At 63.4% G+C, this 14334-nt stretch carries 14 protein-coding genes; 5 read left to right on the top strand and 9 right to left on the bottom strand.

What is annotated here, in order from left to right:
• Positions 1-23 precede the first annotated feature (23 nt).
• Both ACP7BZ_RS13590 and ACP7BZ_RS13585 read left to right on the top strand, forming a co-directional pair.
• Positions 24-1124, top strand: a complete 1101-nt coding sequence (locus ACP7BZ_RS13590) for a sensor histidine kinase (protein WP_426113964.1) — start codon at positions 24-26, stop codon at positions 1122-1124.
• Positions 1125-1128: 4 nt separating this feature from the next.
• On the top strand, positions 1129-1947 hold the full coding sequence (locus ACP7BZ_RS13585) for a LytR/AlgR family response regulator transcription factor (RefSeq protein ID WP_426113962.1): 819 nt from the start codon (positions 1129-1131) through the stop codon (positions 1945-1947).
• Between the two features lie 97 nt (positions 1948-2044).
• On the opposite strand, the gene ACP7BZ_RS13580 is transcribed toward ACP7BZ_RS13585, so the two are convergent.
• The 6 genes from ACP7BZ_RS13580 to ACP7BZ_RS13555 form a co-directional block, all read right to left on the bottom strand.
• Entirely contained in the window at positions 2045-3172 is a 1128-nt protein-coding gene (locus ACP7BZ_RS13580) for an acyl-CoA dehydrogenase family protein (protein WP_426113960.1), read from the bottom strand.
• 39 nt (positions 3173-3211) lie between these two features.
• The gene (locus ACP7BZ_RS13575; protein ID WP_426113958.1) at positions 3212-3880 is read right to left on the bottom strand and encodes an SDR family oxidoreductase; all 669 of its coding nucleotides are present in this window, start codon (positions 3878-3880) and stop codon (positions 3212-3214) included.
• A 3-nt stretch (positions 3881-3883) separates the two neighbouring features.
• Positions 3884-5083, bottom strand: a complete 1200-nt coding sequence (locus ACP7BZ_RS13570) for an acetyl-CoA C-acyltransferase (RefSeq protein ID WP_426113956.1) — start codon at positions 5081-5083, stop codon at positions 3884-3886.
• A gap of 54 nt (positions 5084-5137) precedes the next feature.
• A complete protein-coding gene (gene aceK / locus ACP7BZ_RS13565; protein WP_426113954.1) occupies positions 5138-6925 on the bottom strand; it encodes a bifunctional isocitrate dehydrogenase kinase/phosphatase in 1788 nt (595 codons plus the stop codon).
• A 42-nt stretch (positions 6926-6967) separates the two neighbouring features.
• Positions 6968-8152, bottom strand: a complete 1185-nt coding sequence (locus ACP7BZ_RS13560) for an isovaleryl-CoA dehydrogenase (RefSeq protein ID WP_426113952.1) — start codon at positions 8150-8152, stop codon at positions 6968-6970.
• Between the two features lie 125 nt (positions 8153-8277).
• On the bottom strand, positions 8278-8676 hold the full coding sequence (locus ACP7BZ_RS13555) for a MerR family transcriptional regulator (RefSeq protein WP_426113950.1): 399 nt from the start codon (positions 8674-8676) through the stop codon (positions 8278-8280).
• A 119-nt stretch (positions 8677-8795) separates the two neighbouring features.
• Here ACP7BZ_RS13555 and ACP7BZ_RS13550 point away from each other — a divergent pair, with 119 nt between their 5' ends.
• From ACP7BZ_RS13550 to ACP7BZ_RS13540, 3 genes are all read left to right on the top strand, one after another.
• Complete coding sequence (locus ACP7BZ_RS13550) at positions 8796-9839, top strand: MBL fold metallo-hydrolase (RefSeq protein ID WP_426113948.1); 1044 nt, start codon at positions 8796-8798, stop codon at positions 9837-9839.
• Between the two features lie 196 nt (positions 9840-10035).
• On the top strand, positions 10036-10443 hold the full coding sequence (locus ACP7BZ_RS13545; protein ID WP_426113946.1) for a hypothetical protein: 408 nt from the start codon (positions 10036-10038) through the stop codon (positions 10441-10443).
• A 270-nt stretch (positions 10444-10713) separates the two neighbouring features.
• Positions 10714-10884: a hypothetical protein gene (locus tag ACP7BZ_RS13540; RefSeq protein ID WP_426113944.1), complete on the top strand. Its 171-nt coding sequence runs from the start codon at positions 10714-10716 to the stop codon at positions 10882-10884.
• A 20-nt stretch (positions 10885-10904) separates the two neighbouring features.
• On the opposite strand, the gene ACP7BZ_RS13535 is transcribed toward ACP7BZ_RS13540, so the two are convergent.
• The 3 genes from ACP7BZ_RS13535 to ACP7BZ_RS13525 form a co-directional block, all read right to left on the bottom strand.
• Positions 10905-11510 (bottom strand): UbiX family flavin prenyltransferase, encoded by a 606-nt coding sequence (locus ACP7BZ_RS13535; protein WP_426113942.1) that lies wholly within the window; start codon positions 11508-11510, stop codon positions 10905-10907.
• On the bottom strand, positions 11503-11814 hold the full coding sequence (grxD, locus tag ACP7BZ_RS13530) for a Grx4 family monothiol glutaredoxin (RefSeq protein WP_426113940.1): 312 nt from the start codon (positions 11812-11814) through the stop codon (positions 11503-11505). The genes ACP7BZ_RS13535 and grxD overlap by 8 nt, the downstream gene beginning before the upstream one ends.
• Before the next feature lie 98 nt (positions 11815-11912).
• Positions 11913-14258, bottom strand: coding sequence for a Tex family protein (locus ACP7BZ_RS13525; protein ID WP_426113938.1), 2346 nt, complete (start codon positions 14256-14258; stop codon positions 11913-11915).
• Positions 14259-14334 lie beyond the last annotated feature (76 nt).

The raw sequence follows: 14334 nt of genomic DNA, 5'->3' as shown, positions 1-14334 counted from the left end.
CACAACAGGAGCGAACGACCGCCATGACAGCAATCGAGCCACCCCCGGTATGGCGCAGGGCTGCGCGCGCGCTGTGCTTTGCTGTCGTGTTCTGGACCCTGGTGGCCGTGCTGTTTACGCTGCCCCGGCTGGCGACCGGGCTGCCGTGGTGGCCCACCCTGCTCGATGCGCTGGCGCAGTGGTGGGCGTGGGCGCTGTTGACGCCGTTGATCATGCTCGCCGACCACCTGCTTCCCCTGAGCCACCAACAACTGCTGCTGCGCCTGGCCGTCCACCTTGCACTTGGCTTGCTGGTGACCCTGCTGTACGTGCTGCTGTACGCCCTCTTGCAAGCGCTGCTGGGCAGCACCGCGCGCGCCCCGCGCACGCTCGTCGCCGTGCTCGGCGATGCCATGGGCGGCCTGTATCCCTGGGCGTTTCTGGTCTACTGCATGATCGTCAGCGCCCGCCACGCCTATCTCTACCATCGCCGCTACCTGGCCGACCAGTTGCGCTTCGAACGGCTCGAGCGCAGCTTTGCCGAAGCGCGCCTGCAGGCGCTGCGGATGCAGCTCGATCCGCATTTCCTGTTCAACGCCCTCAACACCATCTCGGCGCACGTATCGATCGACGCCCGCCTCACCCGCAGCATGATCGAGCATCTGGCCGAGCTGCTGCGCATGTCGCTGGCGCTCAATGGAAAGAGCGAAATTGCACTGGCCGACGAGCTGGCCTTTCTCGAACACTACCTGGCGATCCAGCGCATCCGCTTCGGTGACAGCCTTGACGTGCAACTCGACATCGACGCTGCCGTGCTGCGCGCGGCGGTGCCCAACCTGTTCCTGCAACCATTGGTCGAGAACGCCATCCGCCACGGCATTGGGCCGCGCGCCGGTGGCGGCCGCCTGGTGATCGGCGCTCACGCACGCGGCGGCTGCCTGCACGTCGAGGTCGTCGATGACGGTGTTGGTTTGCCGCCGGCCTGGTCGGCCGAGGCGTCGTCTGGACTGGGCCTGTCGATCACCCGCGCGCGTGTGCTCGGTCTGCATGGCGACGGCGGCGCGCTGCGCGTTAGCGAGCGCGCTGGCGGCGGCACGCGGGTGGCGCTGCACTGGCCACTGCGCTTGCTGGAACAGGAGCAGTAACGCCATGAACACCACATTGACCGTACTGGTGGTCGACGACGAGCCGCCGGCGCGCCGCCGCCTGATCGAGTTGCTGCAGCGCGATGCCGATATCGGCAGCGTGCTCGAGGCGAGCGACGGCCGGATGGCAGTGGCGCAGATCGGCGCCGCGCCCATCGACTTGGTGTTCCTCGACATCCAGATGCCCGAGCTGAACGGGCTTGAGGTGGTCGCCGCCGTCGGTGCGCACGCCATGCCGCTGGCGGTGTTCGTCACCGCCTACGACCAGCACGCCGTGCGCGCGTTCGAAGCGAACGCGCTCGACTACCTGCTCAAACCGTTCAGCGATGAGCGGATGGAGGCGGCGCTGGCGCGGGCCAAGGCGCGTCTGGCGGGCCAGCGCATGGAGGCGTTCAGCGAGCATGTGCTGCGCATGATGGGAAGCGTCGGTGCCGCAGGCGTGGTGACGCCGGTCGCCACGATGGCGCTTGGCGTGCCGACGCGTCCCTACCTTGAGCGCCTGGCCATCAAGACCGCCGGCGTCACGCGCATGGTGCGCGCGCCCGACATCGACTGGATCGACGGCAATGGCGTGTATGCGAATCTGCACGTGGGCGGCGCTGTGCTGCTGTACCGGGCGCCGCTCGGCGCGCTCGCTGCCCGGCTCGACCCGGCGCGTTTCGTGCGCGTGCACCGCTCGGCCATCTTGAATATCGACAGCGTGCTCGCGTTCGAAGCACTGACGCACGGCGAGTTCGAGGTGACGCTCAAGCATGGCGGGCGCGCTCGCGTCAGCCGCACTTACCGCGCGCAACTGGAGCTGCGACTCGGGCATGCGCTGTGAGGGAACCGCTCGCTGGCCGGTGAACGCCTTGCAAGCTGGCAGGCATGCGACAGGCAGCGCGCTCTGCGCGTGCCGGTTCCCCTTGCGGTCAGTGCCCTTACAGCGCGCGCGCGATCAGGATTTTCTGGATATCGCTGGTGCCCTCATAAATCTGGCACACCCGCACATCGCGGTAAATCCGCTCGATGGGAAAATCGCTGACATAACCGTAACCGCCAAACACTTGCATCGCATCCGACACCACGCGCTCGGCCATTTCGGAAGCGAACAGTTTGGCCATCGCCGCTTCTTTCAGACAGGGCAGGCCGGCGTCTTTCATCGACGCCGCGTGCCAGATCAGCTGGCGCGCCGCTTCGATGCGGGTGGCCATGTCGGCCAGCCGGAACTGCACCGCCTGGTGCTCGTAGATGGGGCGGCCAAAACTCTCGCGTTCGCGCGCGTAGACCAGCGCCGCTTCGTATGCGGCGCGCGCCATGCCGACCGCCTGCGAGGCGATGCCGATACGGCCGCCCTCGAGACCGGACAGGGCAATTTTATAGCCTTGCCCCTCCACGCCAATCAGGTTCTCTGCCGGGATGCGGCACTGGTCGAACAGGATTTGCGCCGTGTCCGACGAGTGCTGGCCCATCTTGTGTTCGACGCCGGCGACGATGTAGCCGGGAGAATTGGTCGGCACCCAGAAGGCACTGATGCCCCGCTTACCGGCGGCCTTGTCGGTCACCGCCATGACGATGGCGACGTCGCCGTGCTTGCCGCTGGTGATGAATTGCTTGCTGCCGTTAAGGATATAAAAATCGCCGTCACGGCTGGCAGTGGTGCGCAGCGCCGAAGCGTCGCTGCCGGTATGCGGCTCGGTCAGCGCAAACGCGCCCAGCATGGTCCCTTGCGCGAGCGGACGCAGCCACTGCTGTTTTTGCGCATCGCTGGCGTACATCATGGCGATGCTGCAGACGGGGCAGTTATTTACCGAGATGATGGTCGAGGTACCGCCGTCACCGGCGGCAATTTCTTCCAGCACCAGCGCCAGCGACAGATAGTCGAGCCCGGCGCCGCCCCATTGTTCAGGCACCGCCACGCCAAACGCCCCCAGCGCCGCCAGTTCGGCCAGCTCTTCCCTGGGGAAATGCGCTTCCCGGTCCCAGCGCGCCGCTTGCGGCACCAGGCGCTCCTGCGCAAAACTGCGCAGGGTGTCACGAATCATTTGCTGTTCATCATTGAGAATCATGGTGTCCTTCGGTGTCGTGCTTTGATGTGATGCTGCCCATTACCAGCCGATCGGGCTGCCATCGTGGTTAAAAAAGCCGCCGTTGTCAGCGTGCATCAAGCCTGCCAGGGTGCGCCGCAGGTCGCTCACGCTGTCCTGCACGCTCAAGGCCGCATCTGCTCCGCCCATGTCGGTCTGCACCCAGCCCGGATGAAAGGCGGCGCACAGGACGCCCTCGGGGCCGTAGATGAGGCTGCTATCTTTCAGCACCGAATTGAGGGCCGCCTTGCTGGCCCGGTACAGGCTGCCGTTCGGCGCGCTGCGCTCGCCGATCGATCCCATGCGCGAGGACAGCACCGCCAGCCGGCCGCGCGCCGCCGCCACCAGCGGCGCCACCAGTGGCAGCACGCGCATCGCCGCCAGCACATTGGTGTGCATGACGTCGTCGAACTCGAGCTCGGTGGGAAAGCCATCGTGGCGCGGGCCATACAGGCCCGCCACCAGCCAGGCGGCGTCGATTTTTTCGTCGTCCAGTTGCCAGCCGAGGCTGGCAACTGATTCGGCGCTGGTGACGTCGATCTGCAAACCGACCGCGCCGATCGCCTCGAGTGCGGCGCGCTGTGCTTCAGTGCGGGCGGTGGCGATCACGCGCCAGCCGTCAGCGAGATACTGGCGCACCAGCTCGCGGCCAATGCCGCGCGAGGCGCCGATGATCAGAGCGGTCGGCATCGCTTACACCATCTCGAAGGCCATCGCCGTCGCTTCGCCGCCGCCAATGCACAGCGAGGCGACGCCGCGCTTGCCGCCGGTTTTTTTCAGGGCGCCCAGCAGGGTGACGATGATGCGGGCACCGGAGGCGCCGATCGGGTGACCGAGCGCGCAGGCGCCGCCGTGGATGTTGACCTTGCTGTGCGGGATGTCGAGATCGTGCATGGCGGCCATCGGCACGGCGGCAAACGCTTCATTGATTTCGAACAGGTCGACGCTTTGCGTCGTCCAGCCAGTTTTTTTCATCAGCTTTTGCAGGGCGCCGATGGGGGCCGTGGTGAACAGGTTCGGTTCCTGCGCGTGCGAGGCCTGGCCGACGATGCGGGCGATCGGCGTCAAGCCAAGCCGGGTGGCGGTCGATTCGCGCATCAGCACCAGGGCGGCGGCGCCGTCATTGATCGACGACGACGAGGCGGCGGTGATGGTGCCGTCTTTCTTGAAGGCGGCGCGCAGGGAAGGGATTTTATCGATGCGGGCCTTGGCCGGACCTTCATCCTTGTCGATGACGGTGTCGCCAGTGCGGCTGCTGACGGTGACGGCGGCGATTTCCCAGCCAAAGCTGCCATCGGCGCTGGCGGCCTGGGCGCGCTTGACCGATTCAATGGCGAACGCATCTTGCGCTTCGCGGGTGAACGCATATTGCATGGCGCATTCTTCGGCGAAGGTGCCCATCGAGCGGCCACCACCGGTTTTTTCATCCTTGCTGTAGGCGTCCTCCAAACCGTCGAGCATCATGTGGTCGTACATCATGGCGTGGCCGATGCGGTAGCCGCCGCGTGCTTTCGGGATCAGGTAGGGAGCGTTGGTCATCGATTCCATGCCGCCGGTGACAATCACTTCGGCGCTGCCGGCGAGCAGCGAGTCGACCGCCATCATGGTCGTTTGCATGGCCGAGCCGCACATTTTCGACAGTGTCACCGCGCCCGTCGACAGCGGCAAGCCAGCCTTGATCATGGCCTGGCGCGCGGGCGCCTGGCCCTGGCCAGCCATCAGGCAATTGCCAAAATACACGTGCTCGATCAAATGCTTGTCGATGCCGCTGCGTTCGACGGCGGCGGCAATGGCCACCGCGCCCAGCTCATTGGCGCTTTTGGAAGAAAAATCGCCCTGAAAGGCGCCCATGGGGGTGCGCGCGGCACCGACGATTACGACTGGATCATGCATGGTGGATCTCCAAAATAAAAGTAAGATACAAAAAATCGCCGGGCCTGGCGGCGTTTATACCGGCCGGCCCGCGGCCCGCCGCTGCCTGGAAAAGCGTATCGATGGCGGATACGGATACAGATCGTCGACATGGCCGTCGACGATGCGCTGCTTGCAAGCCTGCCAGAACGATCGCGTGAGCAAATCGGCGTGGTGGGCGAGGAAAAAGCGGCGGATCTTGGCGTTGCCGAGCAAAAAGCTGCCGAATTGTTCGGGGAAAACATCATGGCGGCCGACCGTGTACCACGGCTCGGCCGCCATCTCGTCTTCTTCGTTACGGGCGGGCGGGATATCACGGAAATTGCAATCCGTAATGGTTTCGATCTCGTCGTAGTCATAAAACACCACGCGGTTTTGGCGCGTCACCCCGAAGTTCTTGTACAGCATATCACCAGGAAAAATATTCGCCGTCACCAGCTCCTTGATGGCGTCGCCATATTCGCGCACGCCGTGTTCGATCCGGGCGTCGTTGCCAGACTTTTCCGCCTGCGCCAGATACATATTGAGCGGCACCATCCGTCTTTCAATGTACAGGTGGCGAATAATGATTTGCTTGCCGTCGATTTCCAGCTGGGAGGGCGCGGATTGCCGCAATTCGGCCAGCAGCGCTTCCGAAAAGCGGGAAAGAGGAAAGGCGACATTCGAATACTCGAGCGTATCGGCCATGCGGCCGACGCGGTCGTGGTGTTTGACCAGCAAGTATTTTTCCTTGATTTGCGCGCGCGTGGTCTCTTTCGGTGGCGGATAAAAATCCCTGATCACCTTGAACACGTAGGGGAACGAGGGCAGGGCGAACACCAGCATGACCAGGCCGCGAATGCCGGGGGCAATTTCAAAGCAGTCGGCCGTGTGTTTGAGATGTTGCAGGTAATCGCGGTAAAACAGGGTCTTGCCCTGTTTTTGCAGGCCGAGGATGGTGTACAGCTCGCTCTTTGGCTTGCGCGGCATCAGCCCACGCAAGAATTGCACATAGGCCGAGGGCACTTCCATATCGACTTGAAAGTAGGCGCGCGTAAACGAAAACAGCAGCGAGATATGCGCGGGCTGATCGAGCACGGTGTCCAGGCACAGGCGGCCAGCGTCGTGGACGATTGGCACAACAAACGGGTAGTCGCGGTTGCCATTGACGGCCTTGCCGACGATATACGCGCCCTTGTTGCGATAAAACAGGTTCGACAGCACCTGAAAGTGGCAATTGGGCTCGAGCGCATCGGCCCCCAGCATGACCGCGAGGCGCTCGGCCACCAGGGCGATGTCGCCATCGAGATCGGCAAACGGGCAAGCCAGCTGAAAATTGGTGACGATGCGGCGCAAAGTGGCGTGCAAGCCATCTTGCTGCGGCGCATACACGCGGTAGGTGGGCAGCAGCTCGGCGGTTTCGATGTACTCGGTGGACACCACCGGGCGCACAAAGATGAAGTCGTTGTGATAATAGCTGCGGTGCAAGATTTTACAGCAGACTGAATTAAAAAACGTTTCCGCCAGCTCCGGTTGCTTGTGGTCCGACAGCAGGCCGATGTAATGCAGCTTGGTCTGGCGCCAGACGGCGTCGCAGAGGTCGTCGTCCGAATACTCGTCTTCCAGCGCCTGCACGCATTCGTGCACGCGCTGGTCATAGAAATCGATGCGCGCGCGCGCCGCCTGTTGCGCCGCTTGCCAGCTGGCCTGCTCGAAATGCTGTCTGGCCGCCTGGCTGCTGGCGCGGAACAGGCGATAGTGCTTGTCGAAGCCATCGACGATCGCGCGGGCGATGTCGAAGGCGATCTGCGACGACAGCAGTTTGGGAAACGCGGCTTCGGTCATGGGCGGTACACTTTCACGGCCTGGGCATGCGGCTGCCGCCGGTTATTTGGTTTCAGCAAACAGTTCGCGGCCGATCAGCATGCGGCGAATTTCGCTGGTGCCGGCGCCGATTTCGTACAGCTTGGCATCACGCCACAGGCGGCCGACCGGATATTCGTTGATGTAGCCGTTGCCGCCCAGCGTCTGGATGGCTTCGCCGGCCATCCAGGTGGCCTTTTCGGCGCTGTAGAGGATGGCGCCGGCGGCGTCCTTGCGCAGGTTGCGGATCTGCTCGGGCGAGGTGGCGCGGTCGCACGCCTGGCCGACCGCATAGACATACGCCTTGCACGCCATCATGGTCGAGTACATATCGGCCAGCTTGCCCTGCATGAGCTGGAATTCGCCGATGGCCTGGCCGAACTGCTTGCGTTCATGGACGTAGGGCACCACCGCATCCATGCAGGCGGCCATGATGCCCAGCGGGCCGCCGGAGAGCACGCTGCGTTCGAAATCGAGGCCCGACATCAGCACGTTGACGCCCTTGCCGAGGCCGCCCAGCACGTTTTCCACCGGCACTTCGCAATCCTGGAACACCAGTTCGCCCGTGTGCGAGCCGCGCATGCCCAGTTTGTCGAGCTTCTGTGCAATCGAAAACCCCTTAAAATCTTTTTCGACGATAAACGCGGTCATGCCGCGCGGGCCCGCTTGCAGATCGTTCTTGGCGTACACCACCAGCACGTCGGCATCGGGGCCGTTGGTGATCCACATCTTGGTGCCGTTGAGCACCCAGCGGTCACCCTTCAGTTCGGCCTTGAGCTTCATGCTGACGACGTCGGAACCGGCATTCGGCTCCGACATGGCGAGCGCGCCGATGTGGTCGCCGGAAATGAGCTTGGGCAAATAACGGCGCTTTTGTTCTTCGCTGCCGTTGCGCTTGATCTGGTTGACGCACAGGTTCGAGTGGGCGCCGTACGACAGGCCGACCGAGGCCGACGCCCGCGAGATTTCTTCCATGGCAACGATGTGGGCCAGGTAGCCCATGCCGGCGCCGCCGTATTCTTCGCCGACGGTGATGCCGAGCAGGCCGAGGTCGCCCATTTTTTTCCACAGGTCCATGGGAAACTGGTCGCTGCGGTCGATCTCGTAGGCGCGCGGGGCGATTTCGGCGGCGGCGAACTGTTGCACAGCCTCGCGCAAGGCGGCGATATCTTCGCCATGATCAAAGGTCAAGCCTGGCAGGTGCAGCATGTCGTCCTCGCGCAATTCGTTAAAAAAAGGGGTGAAGCGAAATCATACGCCGGTGTGACGTTAACGTAAACGTAAAGCGGTATGCGTCAAACGATGAAGCTCAGACGATCAATGTCAGGCAATGTCTAATTGATATCGCCGGCGCTGGCGCCAGCGAGCATGCGCCGGCATTCCTCTTCGTGCGCCGTCACTTCGGCCAGCGCCACTTCGATGTCGGCGCGCTGCTGTTCGAGCGTGTCGCGCTGGTGCGCCAGCACGCCGAGAAAGCGCTGCATTTGCGCCACCGTGTCCTTGGGCGATTCGTACATGTCGACGATGCTCTTGATTTCGGCCAGGGTCAGGCCCAGCCGCTTGCCGCGCAGCGTCAGCTTGAGGCGGGTGCGGTCGCGCGCCGTGTACACCCGGCTGCGCCCGCCGGCGCCTTCGCGGCTGGGGGCGAGCAGACCGTGGTCTTCGTAAAAACGGATCGCACGCGCGGTGATGTCGAATTCGCGCGCCAGTTCGGCGATGGAGTAGGTAGGCATGGGATGAAATCAGTGATGGGCACAATGACTTAGAATGGGGCGTCCGCGCCGCTTTCCGTTTACGTCAACGTCAACGCGAATTCATTGTAGCGCGATCTGCCCCCCTGACGAAAGGCGCCATGAACGCACTCGAAGCCCAGCTTGATTATCCCTTCGGCGAGACCTTGCCGGCCAGCGCCGCCGCCGTGCCCCTGGTGGCCGGCCTGGCATGGCTGCGCATGCCGCTGCCATTTGCCCTCGACCACATCAACCTGTGGCTGCTCGACGATGGCGAGGGTTATACGACGGTCGATTGCGGCGTTGCCAGCGATGCCAGCCGCGCCGCCTGGCAACAGCTGTTCACGGGGCCGATGGCGGGACGGCCGCTGCGGCGGGTGCTGGCGACCCACTGCCATCCCGACCACATCGGCTTGGCCGACTGGCTGTGCCAGCGCTTTGCGGCGCCGTTCTGGATCACCACCGGCGAATATGGCTTTGGCCGCATGATGTCGGCCGGTCTGCCCGGGGTCGATGGCAGCAGCGCCGTACCGCATTTCCAGCGCCACGGCTTGACGGGGGTGGCGCTGACGGCGCAGCTGGAAACGCGCAAACATTATTTTCCATCGCTGGTGCCGAGCGTGCCGCTGGCCTACACCCGCATGCAGCATGACGACCTCGTCACCATCGGCGCGCACCAGTGGCGCGTCATCACCGGTTTTGGCCACTCGCCCGAACACGCGTCGCTGTATTGCGCGGCGCTCAAGGTGCTGATCTCGGGCGACATGGTGCTGCCGCGCATTTCGACGAATGTGTCGGTGTTTGCCGTTGAACCGGACGCCAATCCGCTGCAGCTGTATCTCGATTCGCTGGCGCGCTTTGCCGATTTGCCAGACGACACCCTGGTGCTGCCCTCGCACGGGCGGCCGTTTCGCGGCTTGCACACGCGCATCGTCCAGCTACTCGAGCACCATGCGGCGCGCCTGGCCGAAGTCCTTGCCGCGTGTGGCACCCCGCAATCGGCGATGGACATCGTGCCGCTGATGTTTCGGCGCCCGCTCGATGCCCACCAGCTGAGCTTCGCGCTGGGTGAAGCGCTGGCCCACCTGCACCTTTTATGGGCGCAGGGGCGGGTTCAGCGCCAGCGCGACAACGACGGCATTTTTCGATTTGGCGTCAGCAGATAGCCGTTGGCCCGCTTGCAGAGCGCCAAAGCACGCAATTAACGCACTTCTGTCCATAATATGCGTGACATTCCTCGTAGTTGAGGCACTACCCGGTATATACTCGGATGATTGTTACATCGTCGCAGAACGATTGTCACGATCAGTCTCATCAGTCAAGAGACTGACTTTCATCCCATTGCATGAAATAGTGCCGACCATGAATTCATCAAACGAACGGGAAAGTTTCAGTGTACGGCTACAACAGGCACTGAAAAACGCCCATTATTCACCAGACAGCCCGACCCGCTTGGCACGCGAATTTAACATTCGCTTCGACGGTAGGCCGATTACAGTGCATGCAGCGCGCAAATGGCTGGTTGGCGAAGCTATTCCCACCCAGGAAAAACTGCGCATGATCGCCCAGTGGCTCGGCGTGCCCGCCGAGTGGCTGCGCTTTGGCGGCGCCGACGGCAACTCGCCCAGTGGCGAGACCACCAATGGCGCCTCGCGATTTGAGTCGGCCGACGTCAAGTTGATCGCCGACTTGCAACGCCTCGACGAGCACCACCGGCAAATCGCCCGCGAATTTATTCGCATGCTGGTGCGCATCAATTATCAGAAATAGCCCGAGGTATTTCACGGCGCCGCGCCAATAGGACCGTAGCGGCTGCACCTTTTCTCCCGTAGTGAACCGATTCCGCCCGCATGCCTCATGCAGGGCGGGTTTCTGCGTTGGCCGGCTGCCTTGCACACGCTGCCAGCACGCCGCTGCGATGGCGGGTGCAGGCGCGTCCGTCCAGGACACGAAAAGGGCAGCACAAAGGCGGCAATCGGGCCATAATCGTTCGAACGCTGTTTATCCTGTTCACCACGCTGCCGAGGATTCCGCCGCCCTATGAAAAGCAATTACAGCAACACTGCCCAGCTTAAAGACTTGATGACCGTGCCACCGATGACGGCCGCCCAGCACGCCGAGGTCATGCGCAAGCGCATCCAGCATCGCCGGATGGTAGAAGAAGCAAAGGAATTGAAACAGGCGGAAAGCTGGCACGCAGAAAAGCGCTGAGCCAGCGCAGCAGCGCGCCGTTAGCCGTCGACCGGGTCGGCAGCGCCCTTCATGCCGGCCCAGCGCGGCGCCAGCGCATGATCGACACCGACCAGGTCGAGCACCCGTGCCAGGCTGTAGTCGACCATTTCGTCGATCGAGGCGGGATGCTGGTAAAAGCTGGGCAGTGGCGGGAACACGATGCCGCCCATTTCGGTCACGGCCGTCATATTGCGCAGGTGCGCCAGGTTAAAGGGCGTTTCGCGCACCATCAGTACCAGCCGGCGGCGTTCCTTGAGAACGACGTCAGCGGCGCGCGCGATCAAATTATCCGACAGGCCCAGCGCCACTGCCGCCAGGGTTTTCATCGAACACGGCGCGATGATCATGCCATCGGACTGGAACGAGCCGCTGGCAATGGCGGCGCCGACGTCGCGGTTGCGGTGCACCACGTCGGCCAGCGCTTCCACTTCGCGCCGCTGCATGCCCACTTCTTCGTGCAAAGTCAGGTTGGCGGCGTCGGAAATGACCAGGTGGGTTTCCACGGCGGGATTGGCCTGCAGCAGCTGCAGCAGGCGCACCCCGTACACCGCGCCGGTGGCGCCGGTGATGGCGATGACCAGCCGGCGCGGACGTGGATCAGGCATCGATCAGGGTTTTGAGTTCGCCGGAAGCAAACATTTCATCCATGATGTCCGAACCACCGATGAATTCGCCCTTGATGTAGAGCTGGGGAATGGTCGGCCAGTTGGAAAAATCCTTGATGCCCTGGCGCACCTCCGGGTCGTCCAGCACATTCACGGTGGCAATGTTTTGCACGCCGCAGGCTTTCAGAATCTGGATGGCGCGGCTGGAAAAGCCACACTGGGGAAATTGCGCAGTGCCCTTCATGAACAACACCACGGGGGTGCTGTTGACGGTTTCTTTGATCCAGGTTTGTACATCGCTCATGGCTGCCTCGGGTAAATTTTGATGTGATATCCGCATTTTATAAGAAATTGCTGACGGGGGTCGCCGACCGCGCCGGTCGGCTGGCAATAGGGCGCAGATCAGCGCTTCAGTTTGGCAAACGCCGCCACCATGCTGCTGTCGCTGGCGACGGCCGGCGCTTTGCCCTGGTGCTGCGCCAGCCGCTTGGCATCTTGACGGTCGCCGCGCTGTTCGACCTTGGCGCCCGGTTGCGGCGCGCTGTCCGTCAGCCGCATGGTCAGCGCAATCCGCTTGCGCTTTTCATCGACTTCCAGCACTTTGACGCGCACCACCTGGCCCGCTTTGACGACCGTGTGCGGATCTTTCACAAACGTGCTCGACAGCGCCGAAATGTGCACCAGGCCATCCTGGTGGACACCGATGTCGACAAACGCGCCAAAGGCGGCGACGTTGGTCACCACGCCTTCGAGAATCATGTCGGGGCGCAGGTCGCGCAGCGCTTCGACGCCGTCCTTGAACGTGGCGGTGGTAAATTCCGGGCGCGGATCGCGGCCCGGTTTTTCCAGCTCTTTCAAAATGTCGGTGACGGTCGGCACGCCGAAACGCTGGTCGGCGTAGCGCGCTGGCTGCAGGCTCTTGAGCAGGGCAATGTCGCCGATCAGCGTCTTCATGTCGCGCTTGACGTCGGCGAGGATTTTTTCCACCAGCGGGTACGATTCCGGGTGCACCGCCGAGGCATCAAGCGGATTGCTGCTGCCCATCACGCGTAAAAAGCCGGCCGCCTGTTCGAAGGTCTTGTCGCCCAGCCGTGGTACCGCTTTCAAGGCGGCGCGCGAAGCGAACGCGCCTTTCGCATCGCGGTAGCTGACGATGCTTTGCGCCACGCTGGCCGACAGTCCCGACACCCGCGCCAGCAGCGGCGCCGAGGCCGTGTTGACATCGACCCCGACCGCGTTGACGCAGTCTTCCACCACGGCGTCGAGCGCGCGCGCCAGCTGCGACTGCGAGACATCGTGCTGGTACTGGCCGACGCCGATCGATTTCGGATCGATCTTGACCAGCTCGGCCAGCGGGTCTTGCAGGCGGCGCGCAATCGACACGGCGCCGCGCAGCGACACATCCATGTCGGGCAGTTCGCGCGAGGCAAATTCGGACGCCGAGTAGACCGAGGCGCCTGCTTCCGAGACGACAATTTTGGTCAGTTTCAGTTCCGGCCGCTGCTTGATCAAGTCTTGCGCCAGCTTGTCGGTTTCGCGCGAGGCAGTGCCGTTGCCGATCGAAATGAGCGACACCTGGTGTTTGGCGGCCAGCTGACCGAGCAGGTGGAGCGCGCCATCCCAGTCGTTTTTTGGCTGGTGCGGATAGATCACGGCGGTATCGACCACCTTGCCGGTGGCGTCGACCAGCGCCACCTTGACGCCGGTGCGCAGGCCCGGATCGAGGCCCATGGTGGCGCGCGGTCCGGCCGGTGCGGCCAGCAGCAATGCCTTCAAATTGAGGGCGAACACGTCGATGGCGTCCAGTTCGGCCTTGTCGCGCAGCGCGCCCATCAATTCGGTTTCCAGGTGCATAAAACTTTTGACGCGCCAAGTCCAGCGCGCCGTGTCGCTGAGCCATTTGTCAGCGGGCCGGCCGCCGTTCTTGATGCCGAAGCGGGCGGCAATGCGCCCTTCGCACGGATTGAGCGGGGCATCCCATTTCGGCTTTTCCACTTCGGTGTCGAGCCGCAGGATGACGTCCAGGACCCCTTCGCGGCGTCCGCGCAACAGCGCCAGCGCGCGGTGCGAGGGCAGCGTCGCCAGGTTTTCTGCGTAATCAAAATAATCGGCAAATTTCTCGCCTTCGTCCTGCTTGCCTTCCACCACTTTCGACTGCACCACGCCATGTTCGCGCACGTACTCGCGCAGGGCGGCCAGCAGGGTGGCGTCTTCGGCAAAGCGCTCCATCAGGATCTGGCGGGCACCGTCGAGCGCGGCCTTGGCATCGAGCACGCCCGGATTGTTGCCGTCGTCACTGCTGAAGGGGGCCCGCAGATAGGCGCCGGCGGCCGCTTCGGGCAGCAGCGTGGGGTCGGCCAGCAGTGCCTCGGCCAGCGGCAGCAAGCCCGCTTCGATGGCGATCTGCGCCTTGGTGCGCCGTTTTTGTTTATATGGCAAATACAAGTCTTCCAGCCGGGTCTTGTCGACGGCGTGGGCGATGTGCTCGAGCAGCGCGGGGGTCATCTTGTTTTGCTCGGTGATCGAGCCGATGATGGCGGCGCGCCGCTCCTCGAGTTCGCGCAGGTAGCGCAGGCGCTCTTCCAGCAGGCGCAGCTGGATGTCGTCGAGGCCGCCAGTGGCTTCCTTGCGGTAGCGGGCAATAAACGGCACGGTGGCACCCTCGTCGAGCAGGGCAATGGCGGCGGCGACCTGGACCGGTTTGGCGGCCAGTTCTACGGCGAGGCGTTGTTCAATGGAAGGGAGCATGGGCACATCCTGGAAGTCGAGGCAGGATGATACCGGCTATGCAGCGAAGTGAACACCTGCTTGCCGCCCGACAGCG

This window comes from Massilia sp. PWRC2 (genome assembly GCF_049896725.1).
Classification (GTDB): Bacteria; Pseudomonadota; Gammaproteobacteria; order Burkholderiales; family Burkholderiaceae_D; genus JAFCUW01.
Note: the sequence above shows the minus strand (reverse complement) of the source record. Positions and strands in the feature narration are given on the sequence as shown.